Source organism: Shewanella sp. SM95, assembly GCF_025653595.1.
Classification (GTDB): domain Bacteria; phylum Pseudomonadota; class Gammaproteobacteria; order Enterobacterales; family Shewanellaceae; genus Shewanella; species Shewanella oncorhynchi.
Genome location: NZ_JAKKSE010000027.1, coordinates 1 through 14297 on the forward strand (window position 1 = coordinate 1; position 14297 = coordinate 14297).

12 protein-coding genes are annotated in these 14297 nt (G+C 48.2%); 6 read left to right on the top strand and 6 right to left on the bottom strand.

All coding sequences use genetic code 11. The annotated features are described in order from the left end of the window. On the bottom strand, positions 1 to 168 hold a 168-nt coding region (locus L5M29_RS20575), incomplete at its 3' end, for a transposase family protein (RefSeq protein WP_263169833.1). Positions 169 to 290: 122 nt separating this feature from the next. On the opposite strand from L5M29_RS20575, the gene L5M29_RS20580 reads away from it, so the two are divergent. Continuing rightward, entirely contained in the window at positions 291 to 557 is a 267-nt protein-coding gene (locus tag L5M29_RS20580) for an FAD-binding protein (protein WP_263169793.1), read from the top strand. Between the two features lie 467 nt (positions 558 to 1024). On the opposite strand, the gene L5M29_RS20585 is transcribed toward L5M29_RS20580, so the two are convergent. Together L5M29_RS20585 and L5M29_RS20590 are read right to left on the bottom strand one after the other, a co-directional pair. Then, the gene (locus tag L5M29_RS20585) at positions 1025 to 4144 is read right to left on the bottom strand and encodes a multidrug efflux RND transporter permease subunit (protein WP_263169794.1); all 3120 of its coding nucleotides are present in this window, start codon (positions 4142 to 4144) and stop codon (positions 1025 to 1027) included. 16 nt (positions 4145 to 4160) lie between these two features. Continuing rightward, on the bottom strand, positions 4161 to 5318 hold the full coding sequence (locus L5M29_RS20590; RefSeq protein ID WP_263169796.1) for an efflux RND transporter periplasmic adaptor subunit: 1158 nt from the start codon (positions 5316 to 5318) through the stop codon (positions 4161 to 4163). 165 nt (positions 5319 to 5483) lie between these two features. Between L5M29_RS20590 and L5M29_RS20595 the strand changes: the two genes are divergently transcribed. The 3 genes from L5M29_RS20595 to trmY all read left to right on the top strand — a co-directional run bounded on the left by L5M29_RS20595 (position 5484) and on the right by trmY (position 8549). Beyond that, a complete protein-coding gene (locus tag L5M29_RS20595; RefSeq protein WP_259541624.1) occupies positions 5484 to 6218 on the top strand; it encodes a response regulator in 735 nt (244 codons plus the stop codon). Continuing rightward, entirely contained in the window at positions 6215 to 7282 is a 1068-nt protein-coding gene (locus L5M29_RS20600; RefSeq protein WP_263169801.1) for an ATP-binding protein, read from the top strand. Before L5M29_RS20595 ends, L5M29_RS20600 begins: the two co-directional genes overlap by 4 nt. Before the next feature lie 670 nt (positions 7283 to 7952). Continuing rightward, complete coding sequence (trmY, locus tag L5M29_RS20605; RefSeq protein WP_028759682.1) at positions 7953 to 8549, top strand: tRNA (pseudouridine(54)-N(1))-methyltransferase TrmY; 597 nt, start codon at positions 7953 to 7955, stop codon at positions 8547 to 8549. Positions 8550 to 8633: 84 nt separating this feature from the next. Here trmY and L5M29_RS20610 read toward each other — a convergent pair whose 3' ends face one another. Continuing rightward, positions 8634 to 9500, bottom strand: coding sequence for a LysR family transcriptional regulator (locus tag L5M29_RS20610; RefSeq protein WP_263169803.1), 867 nt, complete (start codon positions 9498 to 9500; stop codon positions 8634 to 8636). Positions 9501 to 9617: 117 nt separating this feature from the next. On the opposite strand from L5M29_RS20610, the gene L5M29_RS20615 reads away from it, so the two are divergent. Beyond that, positions 9618 to 10724: an NADH:flavin oxidoreductase/NADH oxidase gene (locus tag L5M29_RS20615; protein ID WP_263169805.1), complete on the top strand. Its 1107-nt coding sequence runs from the start codon at positions 9618 to 9620 to the stop codon at positions 10722 to 10724. Between the two features lie 266 nt (positions 10725 to 10990). Here L5M29_RS20615 and L5M29_RS20620 read toward each other — a convergent pair whose 3' ends face one another. After that, the gene (locus tag L5M29_RS20620; RefSeq protein WP_263169807.1) at positions 10991 to 12778 is read right to left on the bottom strand and encodes a DUF3413 domain-containing protein; all 1788 of its coding nucleotides are present in this window, start codon (positions 12776 to 12778) and stop codon (positions 10991 to 10993) included. Positions 12779 to 12844: 66 nt separating this feature from the next. After that, positions 12845 to 13063, bottom strand: a complete 219-nt coding sequence (locus L5M29_RS20625; RefSeq protein WP_011847036.1) for a YejL family protein — start codon at positions 13061 to 13063, stop codon at positions 12845 to 12847. A 77-nt stretch (positions 13064 to 13140) separates the two neighbouring features. On the opposite strand from L5M29_RS20625, the gene yejK reads away from it, so the two are divergent. Beyond that, entirely contained in the window at positions 13141 to 14169 is a 1029-nt protein-coding gene (yejK, locus tag L5M29_RS20630) for a nucleoid-associated protein YejK (protein WP_263169810.1), read from the top strand. The last annotated feature ends 128 nt before the right edge of the window (positions 14170 to 14297 follow it).

The following is a 14297-nucleotide window of genomic DNA, read 5'->3' on the forward strand; positions in this document are numbered from 1 at the left end:
CGTGGATCTCAGACCAACCTTCGCGTGGATCTCAGACCAACCTTCGGCGCCAGCAATCACACCACACAGAGTGACGAACAATACATCATGTAACGGGTAAGTCACTTTGGCAGATTGTCGGCTGTCAGCAATCGAGTTGAAATGTGATGTGAAGGCTTCAAGGTACATGCTCTTATGCTCTCTATAAGAAAAAGAGAGCATAAGATCATAATCGATGCCGTCCGTCAAATTTAGCTCAAAACGGTTAAAATATATTCACGATCTTGCCCTGGGCATTTAACCGTGAGCAGATGCCGCTATCAATAGAAAAATCTCCTTATTATGCCGTAAAAGTTGCTCCTGGCATCCATCATACTATGGGGGGAGTTGCCATTGACACTAAAGCTGAAGTACTCGATATACAAAGCCAACCGCTCAAAGGTTTATTTGCAGCGGGAGAGGTGACTGGTGGTGTTCATGGGTATAATCGACTGGGTGGTAACGCTGTCGCTGATACTGTGATTTTCGGTAAAATCGCAGGGACAAATGCTGCCAAACATGCTCTAAATACAAAGTAACGCTAAATCAGTGAGAGACTCGTTATTGTCTCTCACAACATCTCAAGTTTTATTCATCGTAAATATTAGCAATAAAATTATTGCTTAAGTTAAAGTGCTCTCCCTGCTATTTTTTGAGAGGCTAATTTAGCCTCTCTTTTTTATTTGTCGGTAGAATTAGATTTGATGGATTTTGCTCACTTTTCGATGGCTTCATCTTTTTAGATAGCGCGGGAATATTGGCGAATTGTACTTACTCTGTCGATAAATCGAATAATACACTGTCGGCGAGTTCAGCATCGCACGGCTTCTTAGAGAACCGATTACAGATTTGAGCGTCGGAACCATAAGCCGGATACGCAGTAACGATTACTATCACTGAACCTATATTTCCAGTGTTTAAAATTATTACACATATATTGACCAGCTTTAATGCTCAATAGGATGGTGTTGTTAGACTTTCCTACAGAGCATCAAAGCGGGTGAGGCTATTTGGCTGTATTATGCCGCGCAAGCCAGGCACTCAAGCGCTCTTGTGTGCCGATGACAAAGACAAAAAACGCCGGTACGAAGAATATTGCCAGCAAGGTACCACTGAGCATGCCACCGAATACGCCAGTACCGATTGCATGTTGAGTTTCGGCGCTGGCACCGCTTGCAAGCATTAAGGGTACTACTCCGAGAGTAAATGCCAATGACGTCATCAGAATTGGACGCAGACGCAAGCGTGCAGCGGTCACTGCAGCATCTATCAGCGTATGGCCCTCGGCATGCAATTGGCGGGCGAACTCGACGATGAGGATAGCATTTTTTGCCGATAGACCGATGATGGTGATCATTCCCACCTTGAAGAACACATCGTTAGGCATATCACGCAATATTACTGCCGTTACCGCGCCCAGCAGACCCAGCGGCACGACCAACATCACCGAAAGTGGGATCGACCAGCTTTCGTACAACGCAGCGAGTACCAGAAATACAACCAGAGCGGACAGCAACATTAGCAACGGTGCCTGCGCCGCCGATTGGCGCTCTTGCAATGATGCCCCCGTCCACGCTACTGCGAACCCTTGTGGCAACTGCGCCACTAAGCGTTCCATCTCGGTCATCGCAGCGCCGCTGGAAACGCCTGCTGCCGCGCCCCCGGAAATACGCATAGCCGGGAAGCCCTGAAAGCGCATCATTTGCTGTGGCGACTCTTTCCATTCAGCCGTCACTACTTCCCGTAGAGGCACCATGCCACCACTTGAATTACGCACGCGCAGGCTGAGCACGTCGTCCAATTGCATTCGTGCCGTAGCGTCGGCCTGCAGTATGACCTGCTGCATACGTCCATTATTTGGGAAATCATTGACATACAGTGATCCCATGGCCGCCGAAAGTGTGCTGCTGACCGCGGCGAAGGACAGACCCATAGCCTCGGCTTTTGACCGATTGATATTCAGGCTAATGCTCTCACCGGGCGGCAGGCCATCTGGGTAGACATCGCTGACCACCTCGCTCTGCACAGCCAGTGCCAGCAATTGTGCCTGTGCAGCTATCAATGCAGCCTCGCCCCGATTGGATCTATCCTGCAGGAACAGAGTGAAACCTGAGGATGTGCCCAGCTCGTCAATGGCTGGCGGCATCATGGTCATCACTGTGCCTTCGACGTTATCAGCCATAGCTTGCTGCGCCAGTGCCGCTTCTTCGGCAGCTGTGGCGCCATTTCGTTGATCCCAGTCCTTGAGCATAGTGAAAGCCATGGCGGCATTGGGGCCGGAGCCTGCAAAGCTAAAGCCCAGCACTACCATATTTGCATCCAGCGCAGGGCGTGAGGCGACGTGTGTCTCATAGGCTTTGACCACATCCAGCATGCGCTCGCTGGTAGCGCCTGTGGGTAATTGGATGGAGGTCATGAAATAGCCTTGATCCTCTTCTGGTAGAAAGGACGACGGCAATTGCCCAGCAGCGATGACTAGCACCATGCAGAGTACGGCAAATGCCGCCATCATACGTCCACTGCGTCCAACCAATCGTGCTATGCGTGCACTATAGCCTGCGGTGAGTTGTTCAAATCCACGGTTGAAGGCTCCGAAGAAACCGCCTTTTTGATGGTGATCAGCACTAACTGGGCGCAGTAGCGTGGCGCATAGTGCTGGCGTTAGGGTCAGTGCGAGGAAGGCCGAAAACAGAATAGACACCGCCATCGACAAAGTGAATTGTTGATAGATCACTCCCACTGAGCCGCTACCGAAGGCCATGGGGATGAATACGGCGGTCAGCACTAGCGTGATACCGATCACCGCACCGGTAATTTCCTTCATCGCCTGTGAGGTTGCCTCCCGCGGCGACAGTCCTTGGGTAGCCATCAGCCGCTCAACGTTTTCCACCACCACAATAGCGTCGTCAACAATAATGCCAATGGCCAGCACCATGCCGAACATGGTCAGCGAGTTGATTGAGAAGCCTGCCAGTAACATCACCGCGAAGGTACCGAGTAGCGCTATGGGCGCGACGATAGCAGGTATAAGTGTGTAGCGCAGGTTCTGAAGGAACAGGAACATCACCATAAATACCAGCGCCATAGCTTCAAACAGGGTATAGATTACTTTTTCGATAGACACTTTGACGAAGGGAGCGGTATCGAATGGCACTGAATAGTTCATGCCAGCTGGCATCATCGGCGCCAGTTCGGCTAGGCGTTCACGTATCGCAGAAGCTGTGCGTACAGCGTTGGCTCCTGGCGAGAGCTGGATAGCAGCACTGGTCGCCGCCACACCATTCTCACGGTTAGAAAAACCATAGGACTGAGCGCCCAGCTCGACCCGAGCCACATCTGCGAGCACCAATTTTGCGCCATCGGCACCGGCACGTAGGACGATAGCAGCGAACTCCTCGGTTGTACTGAGTTGTCCTTGCACTGTTAGGGGGACCGTCAGTCGTTGTCCCTGTAAGACAGGTTCATCACCGAGTCGCCCTGGGGCTATTTGTGCGTTTTGCTGCTCAATAGCGATAGCAAGGTCGTTCATTGTCAGACTATAGGCGGTGAGTTTATTCGGGTCTACCCAGACGCGCATGGCTTGCTCGGCACCGAATAATTGCACGCGACCAACACCGTCGATTCGGCGCAGTTCCTCGACAATATTGCGTGCTAAATAGTCGTTTAGCGCGATTTCGTCGAATTGGCCGTTTGGAGATGTCATACCAATCATCATCAAAAAGCTTGAAGCGGCCGACTCAACCTGCAGACCGCTCTGCCGTACAACTTGAGGTAGGCGTGGTTCGACAGCCTTAATACGATTTTGCACATCAACTTGGGCCATTTCCGCATCAGTGCCTGGTTTGAAGGTGGCGGTTATTTGTGCACTGCCCGAGCTGTCCACCGATGATTCGAAGTACAGTAGGTTTTTCACTCCTGACAATTCGCGTTCGACAAGGCTTACTACAGAGTCATTAAGTGTCTGTGGCGTGGCTCCAGGATAAGCGGCATAAATGCTCACCGACACGGGTGCCACTGATGGGTAGCGGGAGATGGGTAATTTGGGAATGGCGATGACGCCAATCAGTACGATAAATAAGGCTATCACCCAAGCAAATACTGGGCGGTTGATGAAAAACTGGGGCATGGCGACTTCTCCAAATTCAGCGCACGACGGCGCTAAGTTGCTGAGGAACGACAGAGGGTTGCCAAGGTCGCGCATTCACTTGTGCTGCAGGGCTTAGGCGTTCGATACCTTCAACAACTATCTGCTGCCCAGCACTAAGGCCGGATACTACGTGATAGCGACCTGCCACCAATTCATCGACCTTAACGGCCACAGGTTGCACTTTAGCTTGCTCATCAAGCACCCACACTTGGGATTGACCAGCCTTGCGAGTCACTGCCTGCTGAGGCACGTTCAGAGTCGTAGGATAGTAAGCTTGTGGAATGCGAGCTTTTACAAAGAGACCGGGCAACAGACGATGCTGCGGGTTATCTACCAGCACGCGCAGCAGTACATCGCCTGTACCTGCATCTACCTGAATACCTGAAAATAAGATATGCCCTTGCATGCCAAGAGGCTCGCCACCACTGCTTAGGATCTCAACAGCTAACTCTGGGAGCCCTGAGCTTGCCAGCTGACGCATCGCTTCCAGCATTGATGCTGGAAGACGTACATCAACGTACACTTGGTTGATTTGTTGGATCCTCGCCATGGGTGTAGCATCGGTGGGTGAGACCAATGCACCTTCACTCACTAATGCTTCATCTATACGTCCGGAGATGGGTGCCTCTACGCTGGCAAACTGTAGATCTAACTGACGCCGTGCCAGCGTCGCTTTGGTTTGGGCTACATCTGCGGCAGCCTGATCGCGCAGGGAAATAGCATCGTCATGCATTTGTTGGCTGACGGCCTTAGTTTGTATCAAAGAGGCTAAGCGATCGGCTTCTTGACGAGCCCGAACCCATACCGCTTCGGCACGCTGTAACGCTGCAGCAGCAATATCGACATCCGCTTTAAATGGCGCTGGATTTATTTGAAATAGCACAGTGCCAGATGTTATCTCGGCGCCCTGTTCGAATAGACGACCTTGCACTATGCCGCTAATTTGCGCGCGGATCTCAGCGCTGCGAACCGCAGCGACACGACCGGGCAGATCTTTAGTCACCAATAGTGCTTCATTTTCTAATGTCATCACTGACACTTGAACCGGAGCAGTTGTCTCTTCATCCTGTACTGCTGAATCACAACCTACCAATCCCAACACGGCAATTCCTACAACTAACACAAAGCTTAAGTGCCGCTGTTTGATGTACATAATCTACTCTCCTCAATGTACAGCGATCTCACTAATGGCGTTTTATCAAACGCTAGAGAACTAATGCTGAATTATGACGAGTCAGTATTGCGAATTATTCGAGACATTGTGGAGAATGTATGGAGGGGATGATAAAGTTCAACCATTTTAACGTTGGGGCAATCCATGGCTAATCTCAATGAGCCCGTAAGTTCTATGACTTCGGCACTGGTGTTAATTGCAGAGGATGAAGCAGAGATTGCCGATATCCTTATCGCTTATTTGCAGCGCAGTGGGCTGCGAACTCAACATGCTATCGATGGTATCCAAGCGCTAGCTATGCACCAAGCATTTAAGCCCGATCTATTGCTGCTCGATGTCCAGATGCCGAATCTCGATGGCTGGAATGTACTGAATGAAATTCGCTCCCGTGGTGACACGCCGGTGATCATGCTTACCGCGCTGGATCAGGATATTGATAAATTAATGGGGTTACGCCTCGGTGCTGACGACTACGTGGTTAAACCATTCAATCCCGCCGAGGTGGTGGCTAGGGTGCAGGCGGTACTGCGACGCGCTCGCACTAACACTAACACGCCTATAAATACCCAAATGTTGCGCGTCGGCACGTTCCAAATCGACTTAGACAGCCACGAGGCTAGCGTAATCTGTAACGGTCAGCAGCAGGCACTGGATCTGACCTTGACCGAGTTCAAACTGCTCGCTTGCTTGATGCGTACACCGAAACGTGCTTTTAGCCGCGAGGAGCTGTTAATTAATTGCTTGCCTGAGGGCGATACTCAGGAACGAACGGTAGACAGTCATATCAGTAAGTTACGTAAAAAGCTTGAAGCGCTCGATATTCAAGGAGTGCCGCTCAGTGTCTGGGGGGTTGGCTATCGCTTTGGTGGTGAAGTATGAGGCAAGCACCGGGTTTGCGCAGGCAAATAATCCAGTCCTTAGCAGTAATGACGTTAGGCATCATTTTCCTGTCAGTGTTTGGCTCCTATGTATTCTATGCCATTGCGGTGGCCTACCTGCCAGGCAGTATATCTGAAACCTGGATGCCTTCTCAGATGGAAATGCTATGGATAGTTTGCACTATCATAGCCGCGTTGGGGATGGCGCTATTTGTTGCCATTCGCCTGTCACGGCGCATTCTTACTCCTCTGAACTCTGTGGCATATAGCCTACGCGAAGTCGCCCAAGGCAAGCTTAACGCGCGTGCGCGAATGGACCAACATGCGATGGGGGAGACGGCGCAATTGGTGAGTGACTTTAATGCTATGGCCGAGCGCCTAGAGTATATGACTCGCGAGCGGGAGTTTTGGAACGCGGCAATCGCTCACGAACTTCGTACCCCAGTCACTATTCTGCGTGGTCGGTTGCAGGGGTTAGCGGAAGGTGTTTTTAGCCCCAGCAGTGAGCTCTTCGAGGGACTGTTACGGCAGGTTGAAGGCCTTAATCACCTGATCGAAGATTTACGAGTGCTGAGCCTCAATGACAGTGGACATCTAGAGTTACAGCGGGATGAGGTCTGTTTAGCCGAGGAACTTAGTGCGGTGATTGAGACTTTCGCTGCGGTGTTAGACGCTAAGGGACTCATACTGAAGCAGGAACTTGATACAAGACTTAAAGTTTACTGTGATGCTATACGAATATGTCAGGCGCTGATGGCGCTGCTGGAAAATGCACGCCAGCATGCTGATCCTGGCACTTTGACTGTAAGACTTTACAGCGTGGGAGTAAGCTGTTATCTAACCGTAGAAGATGAAGGCCCTGGTATTCCTGATGAAGCAGCAAGCTACATATTCGAGGCATTTCGCCGAATTGATCCGTCTCGCTCTCGAAAAAGTGGTGGCAGTGGGCTCGGCCTCGCAGTGGTTAAAACAATTGCTGAAGCTCACGGCGGCCACGTGGTCTGCCAGCCATCGGGCCATGGAGGAACAATATTCGTTCTGTCTTGGCCTGTTAAGGCAAGTTAAGGCTCCCCTTAACTATGTCCTGATACTGGAGTTATCTATATGAACGGTGACGTGCTTAGTGATTCCTGCACGTATGGTCACCACGCTAGAGTACATTGCTGAATCGGGAAAATGCAGGGATTGTAGGTATTCCCTAGATGCCATTGGTTGTTATCCGATATTGATTACAACTAATGGGATGTTATTTTGTTTGAATGCGCTCAATTTGTTGTACTTGTAGCCTTGATATCGCATTTGCGTGTAAGTCTACATAAATTGTTGAGCTAATTAAAACGTGCAAAATTACATGATTTATGTTTAAATTTAGCAGGTTATGATTAAACAGCTCACTGTTATAGAGTGTCAGGGGTCTGAGGTTCGAATCTTCTCATACCGATCAAATTAGATGCTTTTTGTTAGTTTGTTTTAATCATTAAAATAACCAGCAGTTAAGTTAAACAAAACCCCGTGTTAGCATTGCTATACGGGTTTTGTTTTTTATAGCTTTTCGCTGCCGATATGACTAACGCTGCTTGCGACTAAGGTTCAAGTTCGAGTGATTAGGCTGGCTTTGGCACAGCAAAAGGTAAAAGGCAAAAGGCAAAAATTTTCAAGGCGAAATCGTCAATTTCACAAATTATATGCATCTGCCATTTAGCATTTAAGACATTATTGAGTAGGACATTTACCTATGCGCGCGTTTGTTTTACGAGCAAGATCAGCACCTACTGACAGTCAGTTGTTTTTGGCTTCTGTCGGCCAAGAGGCGCATACCGAGATTTTAGCTCATACCCTGATGAACACTATCTTTGTGGCTCAGTCCCATCGAAACGATGTTGTCGTTTATTTGGTGCTAGAAAGTACCCATGATTTTTCCCGCACTATCTGCTTCGATACTCGAAATATTTGCCATATTGGTGGTTTTCACGAGCAAGCTTTGCTCACTAAAATTGCCAAAGCCTTAGATATTTCTCGGGGGATGACGAAGGAGCAAACCCGTGTTGTTGACGAGGGCATCAGTGTTAGCACTATCAGTTTTGAAAAGCTGGTACAGGACCTCGCGGTGGATTATCAATTGTTTATGATGGATAAGAAGGGTACATCAATCCGTGAGCAAGAATTTGTGGGTAATCCGTGCTTTTTACTGACCGATCATATACCTATGCCGAAGAAAAGTTTTAATACCTTGAAACGACTCGGTGCGCAAAAGATCAGCTTAGGGCCAAAGATGCTGTTTGCTTCCCAGTGCGTGGTATTGATCCATAATGAATTGGATATTAATCAATAGCCTCTGAGTCTTATGTATCCGTTGCTAACGCTGACTATTCCTGTGCGGCAACTTGTGTGCCGAACCCCATTTTTTAATGGGGTTTTATATTTTCCCCTTTAAAAATGTGATCGCTTTTTGGGCTCTGCGTGACAAGGGCCATTCCGCGCGGTGGATAAGCCAAATGGTGTCTACAACTTGGCTGCCACATTCCACAACATAAATATCTTCTTGTCGTTCAAAGGCTTTTCGGGCGTATTGCGGTATAACCGTAAATCCTAGCCCTTTTGCGACAGGTTCGAGAATGAGGCTGATTTGGTTGGTAAATCCCTTGCAGGGGATCTCTTGAATGCCGGGGTGAGTTGGATATTTACGGCTAAGCAGCCGAGTCGCCATAGCCTCACCATCGGGATGGGAGATAAACCCTAGCCGTTGTAAATCAGTCCATGCATGTTGTTTATGGCTCGCAGGTACCACAAGTTCAAGCGGCTCTTCGGTAAAATGTGTGCTGTGAATACGAGGATCGGAAGGTTTTAAGGTTACCATGCCGATTTCATGTTCATTGGCCAACACTGAGGCCACTATCTCACTGTCAGGGGCAAAACGGTGGCGAATGCTTAACGCCGGAAAGGCTTGTTGTAATTCGATTAATAGCGGAAAGAGCGTTAAACCAATGCTACCTGGAGTGATAAGGTTAATATCACCGACATTGGCATCATCATGGATCAGTTTCTGCTGTAAGCGCTTTTGCGCGCATTCAACTTCTTTGACGTAGGTCAGCAGGTTTTCCCCAATGGGAGTGATTTCAAGCTGGCGGGTGCGGCGTAAAAACAGTGTGCCGTAGGTTTCTTCTAAGCGACTGATATGCTGACTCACGGCCGCTTGGGTGATACCTATAGCTTCGGCGGTGCGGGTGAAATTGCCTTTCTCGACTAGCACGCTAAAGGTGTGTAACCACTGTGGATTTATCATAAGTAAAATTTATCAAATCTATAATCTGTATGTGCTTTTAATTATGGCACGATAAGACTAGTCTGTCGTCATTCAGTATTCAAATACCTTTTGATCTTAATAGACACAGGAAACACCATGGCCGATCTATTTTCATCCTTCAAACTTAAAGACATCACCCTCAAAAACCGTATTGCCGTTGCGCCCATGTGCCAATATCAAGCCACGGACGGACTCATCAACGACTGGCATCAGGTGCATTACAATAGCCTTGCCCGTGGCGGTGCCGGTCTTGTTGTGGTTGAAGCCACTGCGGTTTCTCCCGAAGGACGTATTACCCCCAAATGCCTTGGGTTATGGAATGATGAACAAGCACAAGGCTTAGCAAAAGTGGCTAGCGCGATTAAAAATGCGGGTGCTGTTGCAGGCATTCAGATTGGTCATGCAGGCCGTAAAGCGAGTGCCAATATCCCGTGGGAAGGGGATGACCATATTGCCGATGATGACGCGCGAGGTTGGCAACCGATTGCACCATCAGCCGTCGCATTTGACGCAAACTTACCTAAAGTGCCTACCGCTATGACGATTGAGGACATTGAGCGGGTTAAAGCCGACTTTGTGGCGGCGGCAAAACGGGCCTTAGCGGCAGGATTTGAATGGTTAGAACTGCATTTCGCCCACGGTTATTTAGCCCAAAGCTTCTTTTCAACCTATGCCAATCAACGCACCGACCAATATGGTGGCAGTGCCGAAGGGCGGGGGCGCTTTTTGTTAGAAACCATTGCCGCGGTAAGAGACGTTTGGCCATCGCATTTACCCTTAACGGCGCGATTTGGCGTGATTGAATTCGACCATAAAGATGAAGAAACACTGACGGAATCGATAACCTTGGTGAAGCAATTTAAGCAAGCGGGGCTCGATATGTTAAACGTCAGCATTTGCTTCTCGACCCCAACGGCAAATATTCCATGGAGTCCTGCATTTTTGGCGCCTATTGCAGCGCGGGTTCGTCAAGAAGTGGGGTTCCCCGTTGCGACTTCTTGGGGTATGGATGATCCACATCAAGCCAATGCGGCCATTGAAGATGAACAAATGGATTTAGTGATGATAGGTAAAGCGTTTTTAGCGAATCCACATTGGCCATATCAAGCGGCGCAAACCTTGAAAATTGCGCGCCCATCTTGGGTATTACCCGCTTCCTACGCCCATTGGTTAGCACGCTACTCTACGGTTAAAGCCGATTGATTGTAGAGTGACTTGAGTTGATTCAAGCCTAAGCCTTAAAAAGCCGTTATCTAAAGATAGCGGCTTTTGGCTTTAGTGGCAGGTAAGGTCCATCATAAGAGACTAGCTACAAGAGACTAGCTTAGCTACAAGAGACTCGCCACGCAGCTCTTCAACCCAAGCAGTTAAATCCAAGCTTCGTGCATTTCGTATTCACCCAGTCGCCAGAGAATAAAAAAAGCCCTAATCCTGCGGGAATGGGGCTGCTTTAACTAAGATGATGAAGCTCAGTGGTTATAGAAACGTCGACCTTCACGCATCACTTCAATCAATTCAGGCGCGCTCATTTTTTTATTGAGCCTATGTTCATAGTTTTCATCGTAAATACGATATTTACCGTGGCGGTCAATCACTGTTACTTCTGCTTCTTGATAGATAGCAAAAATACGGCTATCACCTATATAGATCCACGTTTCTTTGTCAGGTTGTAATAGGCTGCGGCCAGCGCTGTAATCTGTCGTGTTATTGGTGCAACCTAGCACGTGGGTCATTAAAGTCGGCGCAATGCCGTAATGGCTGGTGCGGTATTTGACCTTAGAAGCGCCAGTATTCGGCCAGTGGATCACTAATGGCACTTTGACACTCTGTGGTGACAGGTTGCGATTAGCTTCATCACTATTGCTGGTGAACATTTTGCCATTGACCCCAGTGATAATCACTAAGGTGTCGTTGGGCACATTGGCCAGTATTGCCTTGAGTTGTTGATCGACAAAATACAGAGATTGGCGATATTGATTAAACAGTACTTTTTGCGCTGGCATCAGGTCGGTATTGGCTTTCACTGTTTCGATACCCAGAAAACCCACGGGAGTATCAAAATTTTCTGGCGCTTTTAAGTTAACGAGCGCCAACCAAGGTTTATGTTGGATGCTGTGCCACTCGTTAAAACTGGCCACTGTGTGCAAATCGGCATCGGCACTGCCATTGGTTTCTTTGGCTATGACAGGATTAAAGTCATTAAACATCGCCTGTGATGAACGCAAATTGAGATTGGTTTCAGGGAGGAAAAGCCCCAATTCATAGCCTGCTTGTTGAAAGCTTCTGGTCAGTAAAGGACTGGTGCTATTAAAAATTCGCGCATCGCCATAACTGCCTTGCAGGCCATAGAGTAGCGAAAACATGCCCGTTCTAAATTGGTTGCCGCCGCTGAAATGCTGGGTAAAAGATTGATTATTTTCAGTGTATTGGTGTAGGAATGGCATGCTTTTGCCATCGACCATATCCGCCCGTAAACTGTCGATGGTAATCATCAACACGTTGATTTTCGTATCGGCCTGGCAGGTGAGTGGCTGCTCTGGATAACTGAGTACACTGGTGTTGTGATTGACGTCATCGCCTTGGTATGAACCATCGATACCGTGACTTTCCATAAAGGAGCGAGCAGTCGCGGGATAAGATAAAGGATAAGTATCGTCGAAACGGGTAATTTCTGTGATATCGGCGGCATCTGCCCAAATGTGGATCAAGTGGCTGCTGATAAAACATACACACACTAGGGTGATAACTTTATTGCCTAAATTGAGTTTTTGGATCTTCTCTATGCGTTTCCACAAAAAATTGGCCATGGTCAGTTCAATGGCGATGATGGCCAGTGGTGTGACGATATAAGAAGTACCACGGAGCAGGGCATTGAGATCCGCCCAAGCTAAATCGAAGGCAAAGGGGCTCAAGTGCATGCCGTAATCGGCGTAAACAATGGTATCGTACAATAAGATACAAAGACTTAGGGTCGCGATCACCGCCGCGACACCTCTTAATATCTTTGAATAGGGCAATATCAAGGTTAGTGGAAATAGGCAGATCAAATAGACGATAAAGGCGAGAAAGCTAAACTGACCAATAGTGCTGACGCTCAGATAAAACCAGCCATACCAGGTTTCTGGATAACCTACGCTGCCAAGGTATCGGCTGCCGACTATCATGGCTAATAAGCCATTGAAGAAGGCGAACCAATGCCCCCAGTTGATGAGCCGGGAAACCCGATCGCGGCTCATTTGCTTTTTTCGCTCGACCATAGTGATCCGCTTATTCCTAAAAGGCCTTGTATCTTATATTCTTTTGATGATTATTACCCAGTTAACTTACTGGGATTTAACCGATTGTGCGAGTGCTTTTGCAAATTGTTCGGCCACGGCTTGGCGCGATTCGCTGGGCACTTTACGTTCTAGCAGGTTAGTCACGCAGTTACCCAATGCCATCAGGCTCAGGTCAGTCGGTGCTTTATGCTTTTCTAACACAGCCAATATTTCGGCGATTAATGATTCAACTTGGGTGTTTGAGTATTTCGATTGGATTGCCATAATCAAAAAATGTTTCACTTTGGAATGGATTAGCGGCATATAATAGCGGATTTATCCCAGTATCACTATCAGGGCTTATGAGTATTAACATCGAACACGCAATTATTCACGAGATTTCTCAGGACAGTCAGGGGCAATTACGCTGCCGTTTGCGTCCTCAACCTCTGCTGAACGGTCAGGCGGTCGAGGTGATGCTCGACGAGTTGCATCAGACATATACGGGAAAGGCCGGTAAAGGTTTTGGCTATTTTGGTATCCATGGTGACGACGGTGAGGCGAATCCCGCCTTTGCCAATGCGCTAACTCAATACCGTAGCGGCGAGCTAGGGTTTGTGGAATTTTCCGGTCAAGCCAGTAAATTACTGCAAGAAGAATTGTCAAAGTACGACTTCAGTCAAGGCGGTTTCCTGTTGATGTCTTGCTATACCAGCATCACCAGCGATTATTTGTTTGTGGCTTTATTAAGTGCTAAGTCGTCAATGACAGTATTAGACGATATGGAACTGTCGCAAAATAACCATTTGGATTTAAATAACATCCAACTTGCGGCACGTATCGATTTAACTGAGTGGCAAGCCGATAAGGATTCTCGCAAGTACATCTCCTTTATCCGTGGCCGCGCGGGACGCAAAGTCGCCGACTTTTTCCTCGATTTTATGGGCTGCGTCGAAGGCGTCAACACTAAGGCGCAAAACAAAACCTTAATGAATGCGGTTGAAGATTTTGTTGCCAGCAGTGAGTTGACGAAAGACGAGCGTCAGCAGTGCCGCAATAAAGTGTTTGAATATTGCAGTGAGCGTTTCGATGAAGGCGCTGACATTGAGATCAAAGACTTGGCCGATGAGTTAGCCGATCAAGGTATGGACTCCTTCTATGATTTTGCCCGTGGCGGCAGTTATGATCTTGATGAAGAGTTTCCGGCCGACAAATCAACCCTGCGTCAATTGAAGAAGTTTTCTGGTACGGGTGGCGGTGTAACGTTAAGTTTTGACGGCGGTCACTTAGGCCAACGGGTGATTTACGATCCCATCTCGGACACGATTTTAATCAAAGGTGTGCCAGCAAACTTAAAAGATCAGCTTGATCGTCGTCTTAAAGGCGAATAGCACTTAATTAATCTATCGTTTTTTAAGCGAAAGAATAACCAAAGGCCGAGAGTTTTTACTCTCGGCCTTTTTGTTAACTAAGTCGCGCTGACTTAGTGTCTATGCTAAGTGAGTACAGCTAAGTGAGT

Excerpts from the sequence above, each read along its gene's own strand:
- L5M29_RS20580 (WP_263169793.1), top strand. The coding sequence starts at position 291 with ATGCCGCTATCAATAGAAAAATCTCCTTATTATGCCGTAAAAGTTGCT.
- L5M29_RS20585 (WP_263169794.1), bottom strand. The coding sequence starts at position 4,144 with ATGCCCCAGTTTTTCATCAACCGCCCAGTATTTGCTTGGGTGATAGCC.
- L5M29_RS20590 (WP_263169796.1), bottom strand. The coding sequence starts at position 5,318 with ATGTACATCAAACAGCGGCACTTAAGCTTTGTGTTAGTTGTAGGAATT.
- L5M29_RS20595 (WP_259541624.1), top strand. The coding sequence starts at position 5,484 with ATGGCTAATCTCAATGAGCCCGTAAGTTCTATGACTTCGGCACTGGTG.
- L5M29_RS20600 (WP_263169801.1), top strand. The coding sequence starts at position 6,215 with ATGAGGCAAGCACCGGGTTTGCGCAGGCAAATAATCCAGTCCTTAGCA.
- trmY (WP_028759682.1), top strand. The coding sequence starts at position 7,953 with ATGCGCGCGTTTGTTTTACGAGCAAGATCAGCACCTACTGACAGTCAG.
- L5M29_RS20610 (WP_263169803.1), bottom strand. The coding sequence starts at position 9,500 with ATGATAAATCCACAGTGGTTACACACCTTTAGCGTGCTAGTCGAGAAA.
- L5M29_RS20615 (WP_263169805.1), top strand. The coding sequence starts at position 9,618 with ATGGCCGATCTATTTTCATCCTTCAAACTTAAAGACATCACCCTCAAA.
- L5M29_RS20620 (WP_263169807.1), bottom strand. The coding sequence starts at position 12,778 with ATGGTCGAGCGAAAAAAGCAAATGAGCCGCGATCGGGTTTCCCGGCTC.
- L5M29_RS20625 (WP_011847036.1), bottom strand. The coding sequence starts at position 13,063 with ATGGCAATCCAATCGAAATACTCAAACACCCAAGTTGAATCATTAATC.
- yejK (WP_263169810.1), top strand. The coding sequence starts at position 13,141 with ATGAGTATTAACATCGAACACGCAATTATTCACGAGATTTCTCAGGAC.